General features: G+C 54.0%; 14 protein-coding genes and 2 pseudogenes. 5 read left to right on the top strand and 11 right to left on the bottom strand.

Annotation, left to right across the window (positions count from 1 at the left end; genetic code table 11):
- Positions 1 to 147: 147 nt before the first annotated feature.
- On the top strand, positions 148 to 1,275 hold the full coding sequence (rlmC, locus tag ACQ86O_RS22850) for a 23S rRNA (uracil(747)-C(5))-methyltransferase RlmC (RefSeq protein WP_431222982.1): 1,128 nt from the start codon (positions 148 to 150) through the stop codon (positions 1,273 to 1,275).
- A 216-nt stretch (positions 1,276 to 1,491) separates the two neighbouring features.
- On the opposite strand, the gene ACQ86O_RS22845 is transcribed toward rlmC, so the two are convergent.
- From ACQ86O_RS22845 to ACQ86O_RS22820, 6 genes and pseudogenes are all read right to left on the bottom strand, one after another.
- The gene (locus ACQ86O_RS22845) at positions 1,492 to 2,226 is read right to left on the bottom strand and encodes an arginine ABC transporter substrate-binding protein (RefSeq protein ID WP_431222981.1); all 735 of its coding nucleotides are present in this window, start codon (positions 2,224 to 2,226) and stop codon (positions 1,492 to 1,494) included.
- 198 nt (positions 2,227 to 2,424) lie between these two features.
- The gene (gene artM, locus ACQ86O_RS22840) at positions 2,425 to 3,093 is read right to left on the bottom strand and encodes an arginine ABC transporter permease ArtM (protein ID WP_431222980.1); all 669 of its coding nucleotides are present in this window, start codon (positions 3,091 to 3,093) and stop codon (positions 2,425 to 2,427) included.
- Complete coding sequence (artQ, locus tag ACQ86O_RS22835) at positions 3,093 to 3,809, bottom strand: arginine ABC transporter permease ArtQ (protein WP_431222979.1); 717 nt, start codon at positions 3,807 to 3,809, stop codon at positions 3,093 to 3,095. The genes artM and artQ overlap by 1 nt, the downstream gene beginning before the upstream one ends.
- Before the next feature lie 9 nt (positions 3,810 to 3,818).
- Positions 3,819 to 4,550 (bottom strand): arginine ABC transporter substrate-binding protein, encoded by a 732-nt coding sequence (gene artJ / locus ACQ86O_RS22830; RefSeq protein ID WP_431222978.1) that lies wholly within the window; start codon positions 4,548 to 4,550, stop codon positions 3,819 to 3,821.
- A gap of 31 nt (positions 4,551 to 4,581) precedes the next feature.
- Complete coding sequence (gene artP / locus ACQ86O_RS22825) at positions 4,582 to 5,310, bottom strand: arginine ABC transporter ATP-binding protein ArtP (protein ID WP_431225807.1); 729 nt, start codon at positions 5,308 to 5,310, stop codon at positions 4,582 to 4,584.
- 262 nt (positions 5,311 to 5,572) lie between these two features.
- Positions 5,573 to 6,120, bottom strand: a pseudogene (locus tag ACQ86O_RS22820) (lipoprotein).
- A gap of 189 nt (positions 6,121 to 6,309) precedes the next feature.
- Here ACQ86O_RS22820 and ACQ86O_RS22815 point away from each other — a divergent pair.
- Genes ACQ86O_RS22815 through ACQ86O_RS22805 form a run of 3 tightly spaced genes read left to right on the top strand, consistent with a single transcriptional unit; the run spans position 6,310 to position 7,825 of the window.
- Positions 6,310 to 6,633 carry a heavy metal-binding domain-containing protein gene (locus tag ACQ86O_RS22815; protein ID WP_431222977.1) on the top strand — a complete coding sequence of 108 codons (324 nt, stop codon included), beginning with the start codon at positions 6,310 to 6,312 and terminating at the stop codon, positions 6,631 to 6,633.
- Positions 6,634 to 6,684: 51 nt separating this feature from the next.
- Positions 6,685 to 6,957: a hypothetical protein gene (locus ACQ86O_RS22810; RefSeq protein WP_431222976.1), complete on the top strand. Its 273-nt coding sequence runs from the start codon at positions 6,685 to 6,687 to the stop codon at positions 6,955 to 6,957.
- A 16-nt stretch (positions 6,958 to 6,973) separates the two neighbouring features.
- Positions 6,974 to 7,825: an N-acetylmuramoyl-L-alanine amidase gene (locus ACQ86O_RS22805; RefSeq protein WP_431222975.1), complete on the top strand. Its 852-nt coding sequence runs from the start codon at positions 6,974 to 6,976 to the stop codon at positions 7,823 to 7,825.
- On the opposite strand, the gene ACQ86O_RS22800 is transcribed toward ACQ86O_RS22805, so the two are convergent.
- A complete protein-coding gene (locus ACQ86O_RS22800; protein WP_431222974.1) occupies positions 7,826 to 8,836 on the bottom strand; it encodes an NAD-dependent epimerase/dehydratase family protein in 1,011 nt (336 codons plus the stop codon).
- A 197-nt stretch (positions 8,837 to 9,033) separates the two neighbouring features.
- Positions 9,034 to 10,472, bottom strand: a pseudogene (locus ACQ86O_RS22795) (DUF2867 domain-containing protein).
- A gap of 153 nt (positions 10,473 to 10,625) precedes the next feature.
- Here ACQ86O_RS22795 and ACQ86O_RS22790 point away from each other — a divergent pair.
- Positions 10,626 to 10,973: a DUF1294 domain-containing protein gene (locus ACQ86O_RS22790; protein WP_431222973.1), complete on the top strand. Its 348-nt coding sequence runs from the start codon at positions 10,626 to 10,628 to the stop codon at positions 10,971 to 10,973.
- 39 nt (positions 10,974 to 11,012) lie between these two features.
- On the opposite strand, the gene ACQ86O_RS22785 is transcribed toward ACQ86O_RS22790, so the two are convergent.
- From ACQ86O_RS22785 to poxB, 3 genes are all read right to left on the bottom strand, one after another.
- Complete coding sequence (locus tag ACQ86O_RS22785) at positions 11,013 to 12,002, bottom strand: MBL fold metallo-hydrolase (RefSeq protein WP_431222972.1); 990 nt, start codon at positions 12,000 to 12,002, stop codon at positions 11,013 to 11,015.
- A gap of 107 nt (positions 12,003 to 12,109) precedes the next feature.
- Positions 12,110 to 13,126, bottom strand: a complete 1,017-nt coding sequence (ltaE, locus tag ACQ86O_RS22780; RefSeq protein ID WP_431222971.1) for a low-specificity L-threonine aldolase — start codon at positions 13,124 to 13,126, stop codon at positions 12,110 to 12,112.
- Positions 13,127 to 13,236: 110 nt separating this feature from the next.
- Entirely contained in the window at positions 13,237 to 14,958 is a 1,722-nt protein-coding gene (gene poxB, locus ACQ86O_RS22775) for a ubiquinone-dependent pyruvate dehydrogenase (protein ID WP_431222970.1), read from the bottom strand.
- Positions 14,959 to 15,011: the final 53 nt, after the last annotated feature.

The raw sequence follows: 15,011 nt of genomic DNA, 5'->3' as shown, positions 1-15,011 counted from the left end.
ACGCCGCCTGATTGGGCGGCGTTTTACTCTTGAATCAAGCCCCTGCGGTCAACCGCTGATTTTCGCCTTTCGCAAATAAGTTTTTGGCGGCATAGGGTGTTACAATCTGCGGCCTTATTCGTCATCCTGATTTAACGGTTAATATTCATGCATTGCGCTTTGTACCAGGCGGGCACCTGTCGATCCTGTCAGTGGCTGGAAAAACCTTATCCGCAGCAACTGGCAGAAAAACAGCATCACTTGCAATCTCTGTTGGCCGAACGCGATGTTGCACGCTGGCTGGCACCGGTGACAGGTGAAGAAAGCGCATTTCGCAACAAGGCGAAAATGGTCGTGAGTGGCAGCGTTGAACGCCCCCTGCTTGGCATGCTGCATCGTGATGGAACGCCGGTAGATTTGTGTGGTTGCCCGCTGTATCCGGCCAGCTTTACTGCCGTTTTTGACGTGCTGAAAAGCTTTATCCCCCGCGCTGGACTCACCCCTTATAACGTGGCCCGTAAACGTGGCGAACTGAAGTATCTGCTGCTGACGGAAAGTACCTGCAGCGGCGGCCTTATGCTGCGTTTTGTTCTCCGCACAGAGAGCAAATTGGCGCAACTGCGTGCCGCTTTACCCTGGTTACAACAACAATTGCCGCAGTTGAAGGTGATCTCCGCCAACATCCAGCCGGTGCATATGGCGATCATGGAAGGCGAGCGCGAAATACCTCTTACCGAGCTACAGGCGCTGGAAGAGCAGTTCAATGACGTGCCGCTGTATATTCGCCCGCAAAGCTTTTTCCAGACCAATCCAGGGGTTGCCAGCCAGTTGTACGCCACCGCGCGGGACTGGGTTCGGGCAACCAATATTACCAGCATGTGGGATCTTTTCTGTGGCGTCGGCGGGTTCGGCCTGCACTGCGCACAGCCACAAACCCGGCTGACCGGGATTGAGATCAGCGCCGAGGCGATAGCCTGTGCCAGGCTGTCCGCCGCAAGCCTGGGCCTGCAGTATGTAGATTTTCAGGCGCTGGATTCGACACGTTTTGCCACCGCCGAAGGGCGAGTACCGGAGTTGGTGCTGGTTAATCCGCCGCGCCGGGGGATTGGCAAAGAACTGTGTGATTACCTCAACCGCATGGCGCCGGGTTACCTGCTTTATTCCAGCTGTAACGCAGAAAGTATGGCGAAGGATATCGCGATGCTGCCTGATTACCGCATCGAACGCGTGCAACTGTTTGATATGTTCCCACATACCGCGCATTACGAGGTGTTGACGTTGCTGGTTCGGGAATAATCAGGGCTTGATCTGTCGTGCTCAGGGCACTCCATTTCTTTCTAACCCTATGGATTTCACGTTACATCCGGGCACCCAGCTCACTCATCCCCTGGCGCTTACGATTGCTAACAGATTTGAACGCTGCCTGCAGCGGCCGTTATAGAGCCAGGCCCACGGATGGGCCTGGTCATTGAGTGCAGGTAACAACGCTGCAATTTGAAAGAAGGCGGGGACTTATTGCGGGAACCACTTATCGTTGATGGCCTTATAGGTGCCATCGGCCTTTATGGCTTCCAGCGCGGTATTCAGCCTGGTCAATAGCGCCTGGTTGTCTGGGCGCACGGCAATGCCTAAACCGGTGCCAAAGTACTGAGCATCGGTAACGTGTTCACCCACCGCAGCCAGATTCGGGTTATTCTTCAGCCATTCATTAACCACCGCCGTGTCACCAAACACGCCGTCGATACGGCCATTTTTCAGCTCCAGAATGGCATTCTGATAGCTGTCATAAGCCACGGTATTGATCTCCGGATGCTTATCCTGCATATATTTCTGGTGGGTGGTGCCGTTTTCCATGCCGATTTTCTTGCCTTTCAAATCTGCCAGCGAAGTGAACTTGCCCTTCTGAGCGATCACAATCGCCGAGTTGGCGTAATAAGGCTGGGTAAAAGCAACCTGTTTGCTGCGCTCTGGCGTGATATCCATACCGGAGATCACCGCATCGTATTTTTTGAATTTCAGGGCGGCGATCAGGCTGTCGAACGCCTGGTTGGTAAAGGTGCAGTCGGCCTGCATTTGTTTGCATAAGGCGTTGGCCAGATCGATATCAAAACCGACAATCTGGTTATTGGCATCAAGCGATTCAAACGGCGGGTAGGTAGCGGAGGAGGCGAAGCGGATACTGTCTGCCGCTGCTGCGTTAAAGGTCATCCCGGCAAAAAGGGTGGCGGCAAGTAAAAGCTTTTTCATGCGTAATGCTCCTGTCGAAAATTTGATTTTTTTGTTTCGCCACCGTTTGATTTTTCTGACAATAACGCAACGCTATTGTGAGTGGCTATGCCGACAACATGCCATTAAGTGAATTAATATTCAATAAAAATGATTATAAATTTATTTTGCCATAAAAAAGCCCTACACATGGCAGGGCTCAAAGTGAAGCGAGCGGTATTAGTTACGGCGTTCAAACGCCAATGCGCGGCGTTCAACCAGGCGCATCAGTAACGTCAATAGGCCATTGACGCACAGGTAAACCAGACCTGCGGCACCGAACACCATCACGTCATAGGTCCGGCCATACATCAACTGGCTGTAGCCCATCACTTCCATCAGCGTGATGGTGTAGGCCAGAGAGGTACTTTTGAATACCAGCACCACTTCGTTGGAATACGATGACAGCGCCCGCTTGAAGGCGAACGGCAGCAGAATACGCAGCGTCTGCTTGCGCGACATGCCTAGCGCTTCACAAGACTGCCATTGGCCTGCCGGAATGGCCCGTACCGCACCGTAAAATAGCTGGGTGGTGTAGGCTGCGCTGTTAAGCGCCAATGCGATCATGGCACAGAGCCAAGGCTGCGAAAGCAGGTTCCACAGCCAAGGATATTCGCGGATCGCCGGGAACTGGCCAGGACCATAATAAATCAGGAAGATCTGCACCAGCAGCGGGGTGCCGGTGAACAGCGTAATGTAAACCTTTACCAACGGTGTCAACACCGGCGTTTTTAACGTCAGGATCACCGTCATCAGCAACGACAGGAACAGGGCGACAATCAGCGCCACAATCGTCAGCGTCAGGCTGGTATGCAACCCTTTGATGATTTCCGGTAAGAACTCAAGCATCAGGATGGCCCCCGTTCAAAACGCGTCGTACGGAGTTCGATCCGTTTGAGGATGTACTGGCTCAGCAAAGTCACTAGCAGATAAATGATTGCTGCAACCACATACCAGGTAAAAGGTTCCTGGGTTCGGGTTGCGATGCTTTTGGTTTGCAGCATCAGATCGTTAACGCTGATCAGGGAAACCAGGGCGGTGTCTTTCAACAGCACCAGCCATTGGTTACCCAGGCCAGGTAAGGCATGGCGCCACATCTGCGGCATAATCAAACGAAAGAAGATGGCCGCTTTGCTTAAGCCCAGCGCCTGGCCTGATTCCCATTGGCCTTGTGGCACCGCTTTCAGTGCCCCACGCAGCGTTTGTGAAGCGTAGGCGGAATAGAGCAGGGCCAGGGCGATCACACCGCACAGGAATGGGCTGACTTCGAAATTATCGATAGCCAACTGTACCGGCAACTGGAACAGACCCAGATTCAGGGTAAAGCCGTCAGACAGGATCAGCAGCAGTTGTGAAGAACCGAAATAGATAAACAGCACCACCAGAATTTCTGGCAGGCCGCGCAACAGGGTTACCCAAAGGGTACCGAGCCAACTGACCACTTTCCAGCGGGATGACTCCCAGACGGCAAACAGCATCGCCAGGATCAGCCCGAGAACCAGGGCACAGACGGCAAGGCCGACGGTCATCCCGGCGGCGCTTGCTAAAGGTTGGATTTCATTCATGGATGATGATTACTGCTGGAACCATTTTTTGTAGATGGTTTCGTAAGTCCCATCCTGCTTGATTTTTTCCAGGGCGGCGTTGAATTTGCCCTGCAACTCGGTATTTTGCTGGCGTACTGCAATGCCCAGGCCAGTACCGAAATAGTCTTTATCAGTCACTTTATCGCCCACGGCGGCCAGAGCCGCATTCTGTTTCAGCCACTCGTTAACCACGGCAGTGTCACCGAACACGGCATCAACACGGCCATTTTTCAGGTCCAAAATAGCGTTCTGGTAGCTGTCGTAAGGTACGGTGGTGATTTCCGGGTGTTTATCGGTCAGGAATTTCTGATGCGTGGTGCCATTTTGCACGCCGACTCTTTTGCCTTTCAGCGCGGCTACGTCGGCCACTTTGCCTTTCTCGGCAATAAACAGGGCCGAGTTGTCATAATAAGGCTTGCTGAACAGCACCTGCTTTTCACGCTCAGGGGTGATGTCCATGCCCGCCATGACTGCGTCAAAACGCTTGAATTTCAGGCTTGGGATCAGGCTGTCAAATGCCTGGTTGGTAAAGGTGCAGTCGGCCTGGATCTCTTTACACATGGCGTTGGCCAGATCGACGTCAAAACCCTGGATCTTGTTATCTGCGCCGATAAATTCGAACGGAGGATAAGAAGCTTCGGTAGCGAAACGGATAGTTTCGGCTGCGGAGGCGGAAACGCTGATGCCAGCCAGAACGGCGGCGATTATTAGTTTTTTCATCGCAAACTCCCCTAAAAACAGCAAGTAAAATTTAGTGTGACAGGTAATTGGCAAACTCGGTGGTCTGCGGCTGCGTAAAGTGGCTGGCATCGCCCTGTTCCACCACATGGCCGTTTTCCATATACACCACGCGGCTGGCGGTTTTGCGCGCCACTTCAACCTCGTGGGTAACAATAACCTGGGTAATGCCGGTGCCCGCCAGTTCATTGATGATACTGACGATCTGGGCGGTGATTTCCGGATCCAGTGCAGCCGTGGGTTCATCGAATAACAGAACCTGCGGCTCCATCATCAAGGCGCGGGCAATAGCGACACGCTGTTGCTGGCCGCCAGAAAGATGCAGTGGGAAACGATCGGTAAAATCGGTCAGGCGCAGACGCGTGAGTAACTTGCCCGCTCGTTCCATCGCCTGTGCCTTGGTCAGGCCAAGTACACGGCAGGGGGCTTCAATCAGATTTTGTACCACGGTCAGGTGTGGCCAGAGATTGTATTGCTGGAATACCATCCCTACATTCTGACGCAGCTCGCGGATGGCTTTTTCACCCGGTGTATGTTTGAAGTCGAATTGATTGCCAGCGATTTGCAGGTGGCCTGAACGTGGCATTTCGAGCAGGTTAAGCACCCGCAGCAATGAACTTTTCCCCGCGCCGCTTGGGCCAAGCAGCACCAAGGTTTCCCCTGCTGGGCAATCCAGTGTGATGTTAAACAGCGCCTGGTGCGCGCCGTAAAAGCAATTGATATCTTTTAGTTGAATGCTCATGCGCCGGAATTGAATAGACATTGATGCCGCGAATGTTAACTTCCACAGAATACTTATGCAATCTTTGTGAGTTAAAATTTATTAGTAGCGGGAGGAATAGTCAAAGAATAGCATAAGATAGCGTGAGTCATGCATGAACCACTGATTTGTCGCGCACTGTGTGATATTGGTAGCGAATTTCCTCAAAGTGGCGATATTTTCAGCGAATTCAAGGTGATTAGCTGGCAACCAGCGTGGACACTCGCCGGTTGCCATCGCGACATTACTGGTTTTCCAGGACCTGGCGTAACGTACCGCTGGCTGCATGGGCAGGAACGTTTAGGAAGCGAATATCATCAACTACCCAACAGGTGCCTTCACGGATCATCAGCACTTCATCCTGCCAGTTGATCGCGCTGCCACCCTCTTTTTGGTGGCTCAGTTGAACGCGTAGCGGGATATTTTTGCATCAGTGTTAGGGATGCGCGACGCACTGGCGACGGAAGCGCTGGTTGGCCCCTGGGCGTTGCCGGAGAACAGATCGCCGGCGATCTGATGTTTACCTGGGTTCTGGCTGGCACTTACCAGATCCTGATACAACACCTGGCTCAGGAAAGGCTGCATCTGCGCCAGCCGGCTGCTGTCTGGCAGAGTCGTACTCGGGCCTTGCTGAATACGCAAATCATAGAATTTCTGTGCAACCTGGTCCGGGCCTCCTTCCACGCAGGCGCCGTTACGGGTGCCGATATCCTTGAAGGCTGGCTCAACGGTGGTACAAGCGCTCAGAAACAGTGCCAAGGGTAAAACAACAGCAAGTGTTTTTGTTTTCATCTCATTACCTTATGTAAAAGTCTCTACCATGAAGACCGAAAACCTCAAGACAAGTATTACGGGGCATAGCCTACAGTATAAAGGCGTTTTTTGCCCTTGCATGGGGACTCTGTGCCATCAGGCCACCGAACATTCAGTTAATTTAGCTGTCATAGCACGGCAATTATTTGATTTTATAAGGAGTTATTGATGCAGTTATCTACAACACCTTCCCTGGAAGGGTTCACTATCACTGAATATTGTGGCGTTGTGACTGGTGAGGCTATTCTGGGGGCTAATATTTTCCGTGACTTCTTTGCTGGCGTGCGCGATATCGTTGGTGGTCGTTCCGGCGCTTACGAGAAAGAGTTGCGTAAGGCGCGTCAGCTCGCCTTTGAGGAGTTGCAGGAACAGGCGCAAGAGCTGGGTGCCAACGCGGTGGTGGGGATTGATATTGACTATGAAACCGTAGGTAAAGACGGCAGTATGCTAATGGTGAGTGTCAGTGGCACCGCTGTGAAAGCCAGCCGTTAACCGTGACTCACGCAACAGGATCGTTTTTTGTTGAAATAACAGGGAGATTAAATGAACGACATGGAACAAACCAGGAGTGAGCTTCAGCAGGAAATTGGCAAGGTAACCAATCTGATGAAATGGTTGCTGATCGGCGGGATAGTCACGTTGGGCATGGCGTTGTTTAAATTTGTTTCTGGTGAGTTTGACCCGATCTACCATTCGGTGGAGGCGGCGATTGGGGTGTATTGCCTGGTGAGCTGGGGTAAAAATTATCACCACCGCCAAAAGTTGCTGCAAAAGTTAGAAAAATTGGATAAATCGCCAGAGGTTATTTCATCTTGAAGAGGGCTTTCAAAAAATGAAAGGGGGGACGGCGGCCGGGTGGTTATGCCTCGCTGCCATAGGATTATTGTCGGGTTGCCAAAGCTCGCCGGAAAGCACCGTTGTGGATCATGGCAGTTATCGGCTGGAAACTCTGCATCAGGCTCCTGGCGCGGATCAACGAATTCGCTTCCTGGTGATGCATTACACCGCAGAGGATTTTCACTCCTCGCTGAAAACGCTCACGGACGAACACGTCAGCGCCCACTATCTGTTGCCTGCCTACCCGTCATTAGAGAAGGGTAAACCACTGGCTTACCAACTGGTGCCGGAAGACATGCGGGCCTGGCATGCCGGGGCCAGTAACTGGCGTGGCCGAACCAATCTGAATGATACTTCGATCGGTATTGAGATCGTCAATCAGGGGTTCAGCCATCGCTTGCTGACGACGCATTGGCAGCCTTATACCCCAGAGCAAATCGAGTTACTGATCCGGCTAAGCCGCGACATCGTAAAGCGCTATGACATTCAACCTACGGATGTGGTGGGGCACAGCGATATTGCCCCGCAGCGTAAACAGGACCCTGGCCCGCTGTTCCCCTGGCCGCAATTGGCGCAGGCTGGGATTGGCGCCTGGCCGGATAAAACCGAAGTAGAACGCTATCTGGCCGGGCGTGATAAACACGCGCCGGTGCCAATGGAGCGGCTATTGGAAAAGCTGGCTCGCTATGGTTATGGTGTTGACCCGGCCTGGGATGCCAGGCAACAGCGCAACCTGCTGGCCGCGTTTCAGATGCATTTCCGGCCCAACGATTACCGCGGTGAACCAGATGCAGAAAGTGAGGCGATTATTGACGCATTGTTGAGCAAGTACGGTGCCGCACGTTAATTATAAACCCTGCAGCTTGCCGTGATCTTTCAACCACCGAGCGGTGCGGCTGATGCCTTCCTCCAACGAAATTGGCGGCTGGTAGCCCAGTTCCTGCTGCGCTCGCGTGGTATCCAGCGTCAGATCGAAATTGAGTTTGGCGACACCATAATGGGTGAGCACCGGTTCTTTGGTACTTTTGCTGCCCAACTTCTCCATACCGCGGGCGATCATGTCCAACATGGGGTAGGGCACCGAGCGGATGCGGCATTGCATACCTAGCTCATCGATCAGTTGCTGGACAACGGCGCGCAGCGGACGAGCCTGCTGATTGGTGATATTGTAGGCCCGGCCCGACGGCGTGTCTTCTTTCTGGGTTGCCAGCCACATGGCATGTACCGCGTTTTCCAGGTAAGTCATATCCACCAGCGCCTCACCGCCACGCGGTAATAACAGGCTGCCATAGTGTTTAATCATATGCAGCAGGCGTGGCAGCATTATCTTGTCGTGCGGGCCAAACAGCCCTTGCGGGCGCAGGATCGTGAAGTGGGTTTGCGGGTTGGATAACGCCAGTTGCTGAACCACCTGTTCGCTGGCCGCTTTACTGCGGGCGAATTCGTTGGCATAGCGCAGTGGTCGGAAGTCTTCATCCACATTACGATGATGATGATAGTCGAAGTAAATCGCCGGTGAAGAGATATGAATAAACTGTGCGACACCATAGGCTGCCGCCCACTCCCCCAGGCGCCGCGTGGCGCGGACGTTGGCCAACTCAAAGGCTTCTTCCGTCCCCCAAGGAGAGGTGAAGCCGGAGCAATGCCACAGCACGTCCACATCTGCCAGCATGGCTTTTGCCTGCGAAGAGATCAGGTTGGTGAGATCGGCATGTATGAATTCAGCGCCCATTTTTTCCAGCAGGCTACCCATGGCCTGGTTACGACCGGTGGCGCGTACTTTTATGCCTTGACGGCAGAGATATTCAACGGCGTTACGGCCTAACCCACTGGTTGCACCGGTGACCAATACCTTCATAGCGAACTCTATTCTCACCAAAAATCAGGATGCTGGGGGATTTTTGCCACGCCCAGCAAATAAGGTGCCATTCTTTCGTGATTTGGTGCGCTATGCAATCGGAAAGGCCTCAACCGCAGCGGTAAACTGTGCGGTTGATCGACAAATAAACTATCCCCTGAGAATTTCAGGCTGTGGCTTGCAAGACCGGGGGTCTATCAGGGGCGTTGGTGGTCGTACTCCTCCGCCAACTTCGCTATTCGCCTGGCCATGCCACGAAAAATAAACAGGTGGGCGGGCATCATGGCAAACCAGTAAAGCAGCCCGCTGAAACCGGCTGGGTGCCACCAGGCACGCACATCAAGTTCGCGTCGGTCGCCAAGGTCTTTGATAGTGAATGTTAACCGGCCAAGCCCTGGCGCTTTCATACCAAACATCAGTGCCAACTGGTGTAATGGTTTCTTGGTGATCACTTTCCAGCCATCCACCAGATCGCCGATCTCCAGGGTTTCCCGCTCCGGGCGGCCATAAACGATACCGTTGCCTATCATATCGTCCATGCGCGCACGGATTTGCCAAAGAATGTTGGCATAGAAGTAGCCTTCTTTGCCGCCCAACTGTTGCACGACATGCCAAAGTGCGGCGTCAGAGGCCTGTGTTTCTACCGCACAGCCTGCGTGTTTTGGATAAAAGCCGTAGCCTGGGCGCCAACGGGCTCTGGCTTCTGGGTCATAGCCCCAGTCGGCAGAGTCGACCACCTCATCTTCACGGCGCAGCGTTTCTCTTACGGCCTCATCAAAGGTTTGCAATTGTTGTGGGATCAGCGCCTGCAACGGCTTGCCGTTGGCGGGCAAGTCGTGGTTCAGCCCCTGGATCAGGGCGCTGGCGATTGAGGTAGGCACCGAGGTAATCATGCTGATAAACCACACCGAGATAAACCGTGTTGGCAATGGCACCGGGATCAGCCAGCGTTTTTTACCGCTGATGACGATAAAGCGCTCGAACAGGGTTTGGTAGCTGATGTATTCCGGCCCGGCAACGTCGAAAATCCGACTTTCCTGTGCTGGATGTTGCAGCAGTTCGGTCAGGTAAGTGAGCAGGTTATCCAAGGCTACCGGGGAGGACTTTGAACGCACCCAGCGCGGTGGGGTCAGGATCGGCAGGTTGTAGACCATGTCGCGCATGATCTCGAATGCGGCTGAGCCTGGGCCAACAACGATGCTGGCGCGTAGTTCGGTTACCGGGATGCCACTTTGGCGCAAGAGTTCACCGGTCAGTTTGCGCGCGATAAGGTGGGGGAGCTGTCGCCCTCCGGCTGCAGGGCTCCGAGGAAAATAACCTGTTTTACATTGGAATCCCGCAGGGCATTACGCACATTCTCCGCCGCCTGGCGTTCCTTTTCGATAAAATCGTCACCATCGCCCATGCCATGAATCAAGTAATAAACGGTATCAATCTGCCACAGCGCGGCGGCCAGGGTTTCTGGGCGATAAACGTCAACGTAGCGACAGTTTACCCGTGGCCAGTTCTGTTCCTCCAACCATTCGATGCGGCGTGCTGCGGCGGTGATCTCATGGCCCTGTTCTGCCAGGCGGGGGATCAGGTGCTGGCCAATATAGCCGCTGGCTCCAAGAACCAGAATTCGTTGGGGGATCATGGTTGTTGCCTTAAATTATTGGTGTCTCGATTAGCGTAGCCACAGGATGCCAAATTCGCCGATTAATTGCACTTTTTGTAAGGATATCAGAGTTGCATCTGAATGGAGGGCAGTTCACACTACGCGGCGATTACGCGATGAGTTTATGCCTGCATGAAAATCAACTACCTCTGTTATCTTTTGCTAGCGTTGGCCTTGTTTGGCTCGATGTTCTTTCCCCACCCGCTGTGGACGGGCTTGCTGTTGGTTAACCTGCTGACGCTGCTGGTTTATGGTGCAGATAAATTAGCCGCCTGTAAAAGATGGCAACGGGTGCCTGAAATCACCTTGCTATTGTTTGGCGTTCTGGGCGGTTGGCCAGGGGCTATTTTAGGCCAGCAACTGTTCCGGCATAAAACGCAGAAACAGCCATTTAAAACCTATTTCATCCTCAGCGTGGTGGTTAACCTGCTGGTGATCCTGGCTGCCGGTTATTGGTTCTATGGCCGCATGGTGGTATGAAGCATCCTCACCCTGCCGGGTGAGGACTGGGTGCTGTTGTTACGGCTTCTGGCTGGTGGCTACCGGGGCATATTCAACCGGTACCCAGGCATAGCCTTTACCTTCCGTGCGTACGTGGCCCAAGCCTGGGAATGGCAGATGTGCCCCGCCGATCCACAGCTTGTTTTCAGCGGCATCGGCAAACACTTTCTGCCGGGTGGCTATCGCCTGTTTGGAATCACTGTCAAATTCTACCGCTACTTCAGGTTTTGCAAACTGCAAGGAGTGGCTGTGGACCAGATCGCCCCATACCAGCAGTTTCTGCCCTGCGGAGCTGAAAAGATAAGACGTATGCCCTGGGGTATGGCCCGGTGTGGCGATCACTTCCAGCCCAGGCAGTAACTGCTCCCCAGGGCTGTAAAGTTTCAGCCTGCCCTGTTTGGCATAGGGCTCAACGGCGTCCTGGGCCATTTTAAACATCGGTTGTGCATCTTTAGGCGCCTTGAGCGCTGTCTCTTTATTCAACCAATAATCGCCATCTGCCTTGGCAGCATAGACCGTGGCATTAGGGAAGGCGGCTTTGCCTTGATCGGTGATGCCACAGGCGTGGTCCGGATGCAGGTGCGTCAGCAGTATTGTATCAACCTGTTCTGGCTGATAGCCTGCCGCGCGCAGGTTGTTCTTGATGGCCCCCAACGTCGGGCCAAAACACTGCGCGGTACCGGCATCAACCAGCACCAAATGCGTTCCGGTGTTTATCAGAAAAGCGTTAACTGCCGTTTGTATCCCTGTTTTGCTGTCGGTAAACATACGGGCCAGCAGCTTTTGCATGTCAGGCTCGCTGATCCCCTTGAACAGTTTGGTATCCAGGTTGACGTAACCATCATACAGAGCGGTCACCTCCAGATTACCCAGCATCATGCGGTAGTAACCTGGAACCTGCGTTTGTTGCTGAGCCGGGGCAGGGGCGGCATTGGCCTGTGAGGTTAATGGAATTGTGGTGCTGGCGAGGGCGATAGCTAATAACGTTTGGCGAAATCTACGGCGCATAAATATCCCTTTATAATGAGTACCAAAGCAGAGGTGATTACAAAGCTATAAACCGGGAACAGAGGTGCTTCCCGGTTTCGCAGGCAGTGGGTGACTGCAAGAACAGTTTAGGCATGCTGCTGCAAAAATGCTTGCCACAAATCGACTACTTTTTGCAGATCCTGGCGGCTTACATTGAGATGGGTCAGGATACGGGTCAACGGCCCGGCGCTAATCAACACGCCATGTTCACGCATCCATGGGCCAAGCTTGGCCGCCAATTCTGGGGATTGACGCAGATAAAGCACGTTGGTCTGAGCCCCCGGTTCGGCGACGTCCAACCCTAAATCACGCAACTGCTGTTCCAGCCATTTGGCGTTATCGTGATCTTCTTTCAGCCGCGCCACATTGTGTTCCAACGCATACAGCCCGGCCGCAGCCAGAATACCGGCCTGGCGCATACCGCCACCGGTCATTTTCCGCCAGCGAATGGCGCGCTGAATAAACTCTTCGCTGCCGCAAAGCAGTGAACCCACAGGTGCGCCCAAGCCTTTTGACAGGCAAATAGTAAAGGTATCGCAATACTGGGTGATGGTTTTCAGCGGCACGTTCAATGCGACTGCCGCGTTGAAAATGCGAGCGCCGTCAATGTGCAAAGCCAGGTGATGCTCACGGGTAAACTGCCAGGCTTGCTGTAGGTATTCCAGCGGCAGCACTCGGCCACTGATGGTGTTTTCCAGGCTCAGCAGGCGGGTTCGGGCAAAGTGAATATCATCGGGTTTGATCGCGGCGGCGACCTTGTCCAGCGGCAGGGTCCCGTCGGGATTGGCCTCTATTGGCTGTGGTTGAATGCTGCCCAGCACGGCGGCGCCACCGGCCTCATATTTATAGTTATGCGCCTGCTGGCCGACAATATATTCCTCACCGCGCTGGCAGTGGCTCAGCAGGGCCACCAGATTGGCCTGGGTCCCGGTAGGCAGGAACAGCGCCGCCTGTTTGCCTGAGAGCCTGACGGCTTCGGCCTGTAGGGCGTTGACAGTGGGATCGTCGCCATACACGTCGTCGCCGACATCGGCCTGGGCCATGGCGGCGCGCATGTCGGCGCTGGGTTGGGTAACGGTATCACTACGTAAATCGATAAGCATACAGATCCTTGAGTTGCCGATGAGGAAGATAGTTTCATCATAACCGGATTGCTGTTTTGAAAAAGCGAAAATTGCAGGGTGAAACGATCTTCATTTCACCCTGGCGGGGATCAGCGTAACCAGTTGGTTTTCGCCAGTTCTACCACTTCGTCCCCTCGGCCATTGATGATTGCGCGCAACATATACAGACTAAATCCTTTGGCCTGATCGAGTTTGATCTGCGGCGGCATGGCCAGCTCTTGTTTGGCGGTTACCACGTCGAGCAATGCCGGGCCGGGATGTGCCAGCATTTCTTGTAATGCACCGTCCAGATCCGAGGCTTTTTCCACGCGAAATCCTTTAATCCCGGCCGCATTGGCAATGGCTGCAAAATCCGGATTGTGCAGATCGGTACCGTCGGTGAGGTAGCCGCCAGCTTTCATCTCCATCGCGACAAAGCCCAACACGCTATTATTGAACACCACCACTTTGACCGGTAATTTCAATTGGGCCAGCGACAAAAAATCCCCCATCAGCATGGTAAAACCGCCGTCACCACACATTGAAATCACCTGTTTATCGGGTTCAGTGGCTTGTGCGCCAATGGCCTGCGGCATGGCGTTGGCCATTGATCCGTGGTTGAACGAACCGAGCAGGCGGCGTTTGCCGTTCATTTTCAGATAGCGGGCTGCCCAGACTGTCGGCGTGCCGACATCACAGGTGAAGATAGCGTCATCCGTGGCGTAGTGGCTGATTTGCTGTGCCAGATATTGCGGATGGATTGGCCGATCGTCGTTGGCGGTGGCCAACCCGTCGAGGTCCTGGCGTGCGGTGCGGTAATGCTCCAGCGCCTTATCCAGAAACTTGTGGTCACTTTTGGCTTCCAACTGCGGCAGTAAGGCGGTGAGTGTAGTTTTGATATCGCCCATCAGCGCCATATTAACCGGGCAGTGGGCCCCGATGCTGCCAGGATTGATATCAATCTGGATGATATTGGCATTGGCAGGATAAAACGCCCGGTAAGGGAACTGGGTGCCGAGCAGCACCAGCGTATCCGCATTCATCATGGCGTGATAGCCAGAGGAGAAACCGATCAGGCCGGTCATCCCTACGCTGTAGGGATTATCCCATTCGATATGTTCTTTGCCGCGCAGGGCATGCACCACCGGTGCCTGTAACAGTTCGGCCAGTTTAACCACTTCATCATGGGCGCCGGCACAACCGCTGCCGCACATCAGGGTGATGTTTTTTGCGCTGTTCAGCGTGTCTGCCAGTTTTTGCAGTTCACTCATCGGCGGCTGTATCAGCGGCAGTGCTGGAGTATGCCATACCATGCTGGCATCTTCCGGTGCCAGTTGCAGGGCAACGTCGCCCGGCAACACAATAACGGAAACGCCACGGTTGAGGATCGCTTTGCGCATGGCAATCTCAAGTACTCGCGGCAACTGCTCTGGGTTGGAAACCAGTTCGCAGTAGTGGCTGCATTCGCGAAACAACTCCTGCGGGTGGGTCTCCTGGAAATAGCCGCTGCCGATCTCGCTGGAGGGAATATGGGCAGCGATGGCCAGTACAGGTACGTGATTGCGGTGGCAATCGAATAGGCCATTGATCAGATGCAGGTTGCCGGGGCCACAGGAACCAGCACAGACCGCCAGTTGGCCGGTGAGTTGCGCTTCGGCACCGGCGGCGAAGGCGGCGACTTCTTCGTGACGGGTCCCCAGCCAGGCGATGGTTCCCATGCGGTGCAGGCTGTCGCTCAGGCCGTTCAGCGAATCGCCGGTGACGCCCCAGATCCGTTTTACACCCGCTTGCTCCAGGGTTTTGGCGATCAGCGTGGCTACTGTTTGCTTCATGTTTCCTCCAGTCATTATCCAGAATGAGGGGTTAAACCTGATGAAAGGCAAAC

It is taken from the genome of Serratia sp. L9 (genome assembly GCF_050632285.1).
In the GTDB taxonomy this organism is placed as follows: domain Bacteria; phylum Pseudomonadota; class Gammaproteobacteria; order Enterobacterales; family Enterobacteriaceae; genus Chania.
The sequence above is the reverse complement of the archived record's forward strand: the minus strand, read 5'-3'. Positions and strand labels throughout refer to the sequence as shown.

What these genes read in the sequence shown, in the direction of transcription:
- artP (WP_431225807.1), bottom strand. Translation starts at nt 5,310, where the DNA reads ATGAGCATTCAACTAAAAGATATCAATTGCTTTTACGGCGCGCACCAG.
- artM (WP_431222980.1), bottom strand. Translation starts at nt 3,093, where the DNA reads ATGCTTGAGTTCTTACCGGAAATCATCAAAGGGTTGCATACCAGCCTG.
- poxB (WP_431222970.1), bottom strand. Translation starts at nt 14,958, where the DNA reads ATGAAGCAAACAGTAGCCACGCTGATCGCCAAAACCCTGGAGCAAGCG.
- artJ (WP_431222978.1), bottom strand. Translation starts at nt 4,550, where the DNA reads ATGAAAAAACTAATAATCGCCGCCGTTCTGGCTGGCATCAGCGTTTCC.
- ACQ86O_RS22810 (WP_431222976.1), top strand. Translation starts at nt 6,685, where the DNA reads ATGAACGACATGGAACAAACCAGGAGTGAGCTTCAGCAGGAAATTGGC.
- ACQ86O_RS22800 (WP_431222974.1), bottom strand. Translation starts at nt 8,836, where the DNA reads ATGAAGGTATTGGTCACCGGTGCAACCAGTGGGTTAGGCCGTAACGCC.
- ACQ86O_RS22790 (WP_431222973.1), top strand. Translation starts at nt 10,626, where the DNA reads ATGAAAATCAACTACCTCTGTTATCTTTTGCTAGCGTTGGCCTTGTTT.
- ACQ86O_RS22815 (WP_431222977.1), top strand. Translation starts at nt 6,310, where the DNA reads ATGCAGTTATCTACAACACCTTCCCTGGAAGGGTTCACTATCACTGAA.
- ACQ86O_RS22845 (WP_431222981.1), bottom strand. Translation starts at nt 2,226, where the DNA reads ATGAAAAAGCTTTTACTTGCCGCCACCCTTTTTGCCGGGATGACCTTT.
- ACQ86O_RS22785 (WP_431222972.1), bottom strand. Translation starts at nt 12,002, where the DNA reads ATGCGCCGTAGATTTCGCCAAACGTTATTAGCTATCGCCCTCGCCAGC.
- rlmC (WP_431222982.1), top strand. Translation starts at nt 148, where the DNA reads ATGCATTGCGCTTTGTACCAGGCGGGCACCTGTCGATCCTGTCAGTGG.
- artQ (WP_431222979.1), bottom strand. Translation starts at nt 3,809, where the DNA reads ATGAATGAAATCCAACCTTTAGCAAGCGCCGCCGGGATGACCGTCGGC.
- ACQ86O_RS22805 (WP_431222975.1), top strand. Translation starts at nt 6,974, where the DNA reads ATGAAAGGGGGGACGGCGGCCGGGTGGTTATGCCTCGCTGCCATAGGA.
- ltaE (WP_431222971.1), bottom strand. Translation starts at nt 13,126, where the DNA reads ATGCTTATCGATTTACGTAGTGATACCGTTACCCAACCCAGCGCCGAC.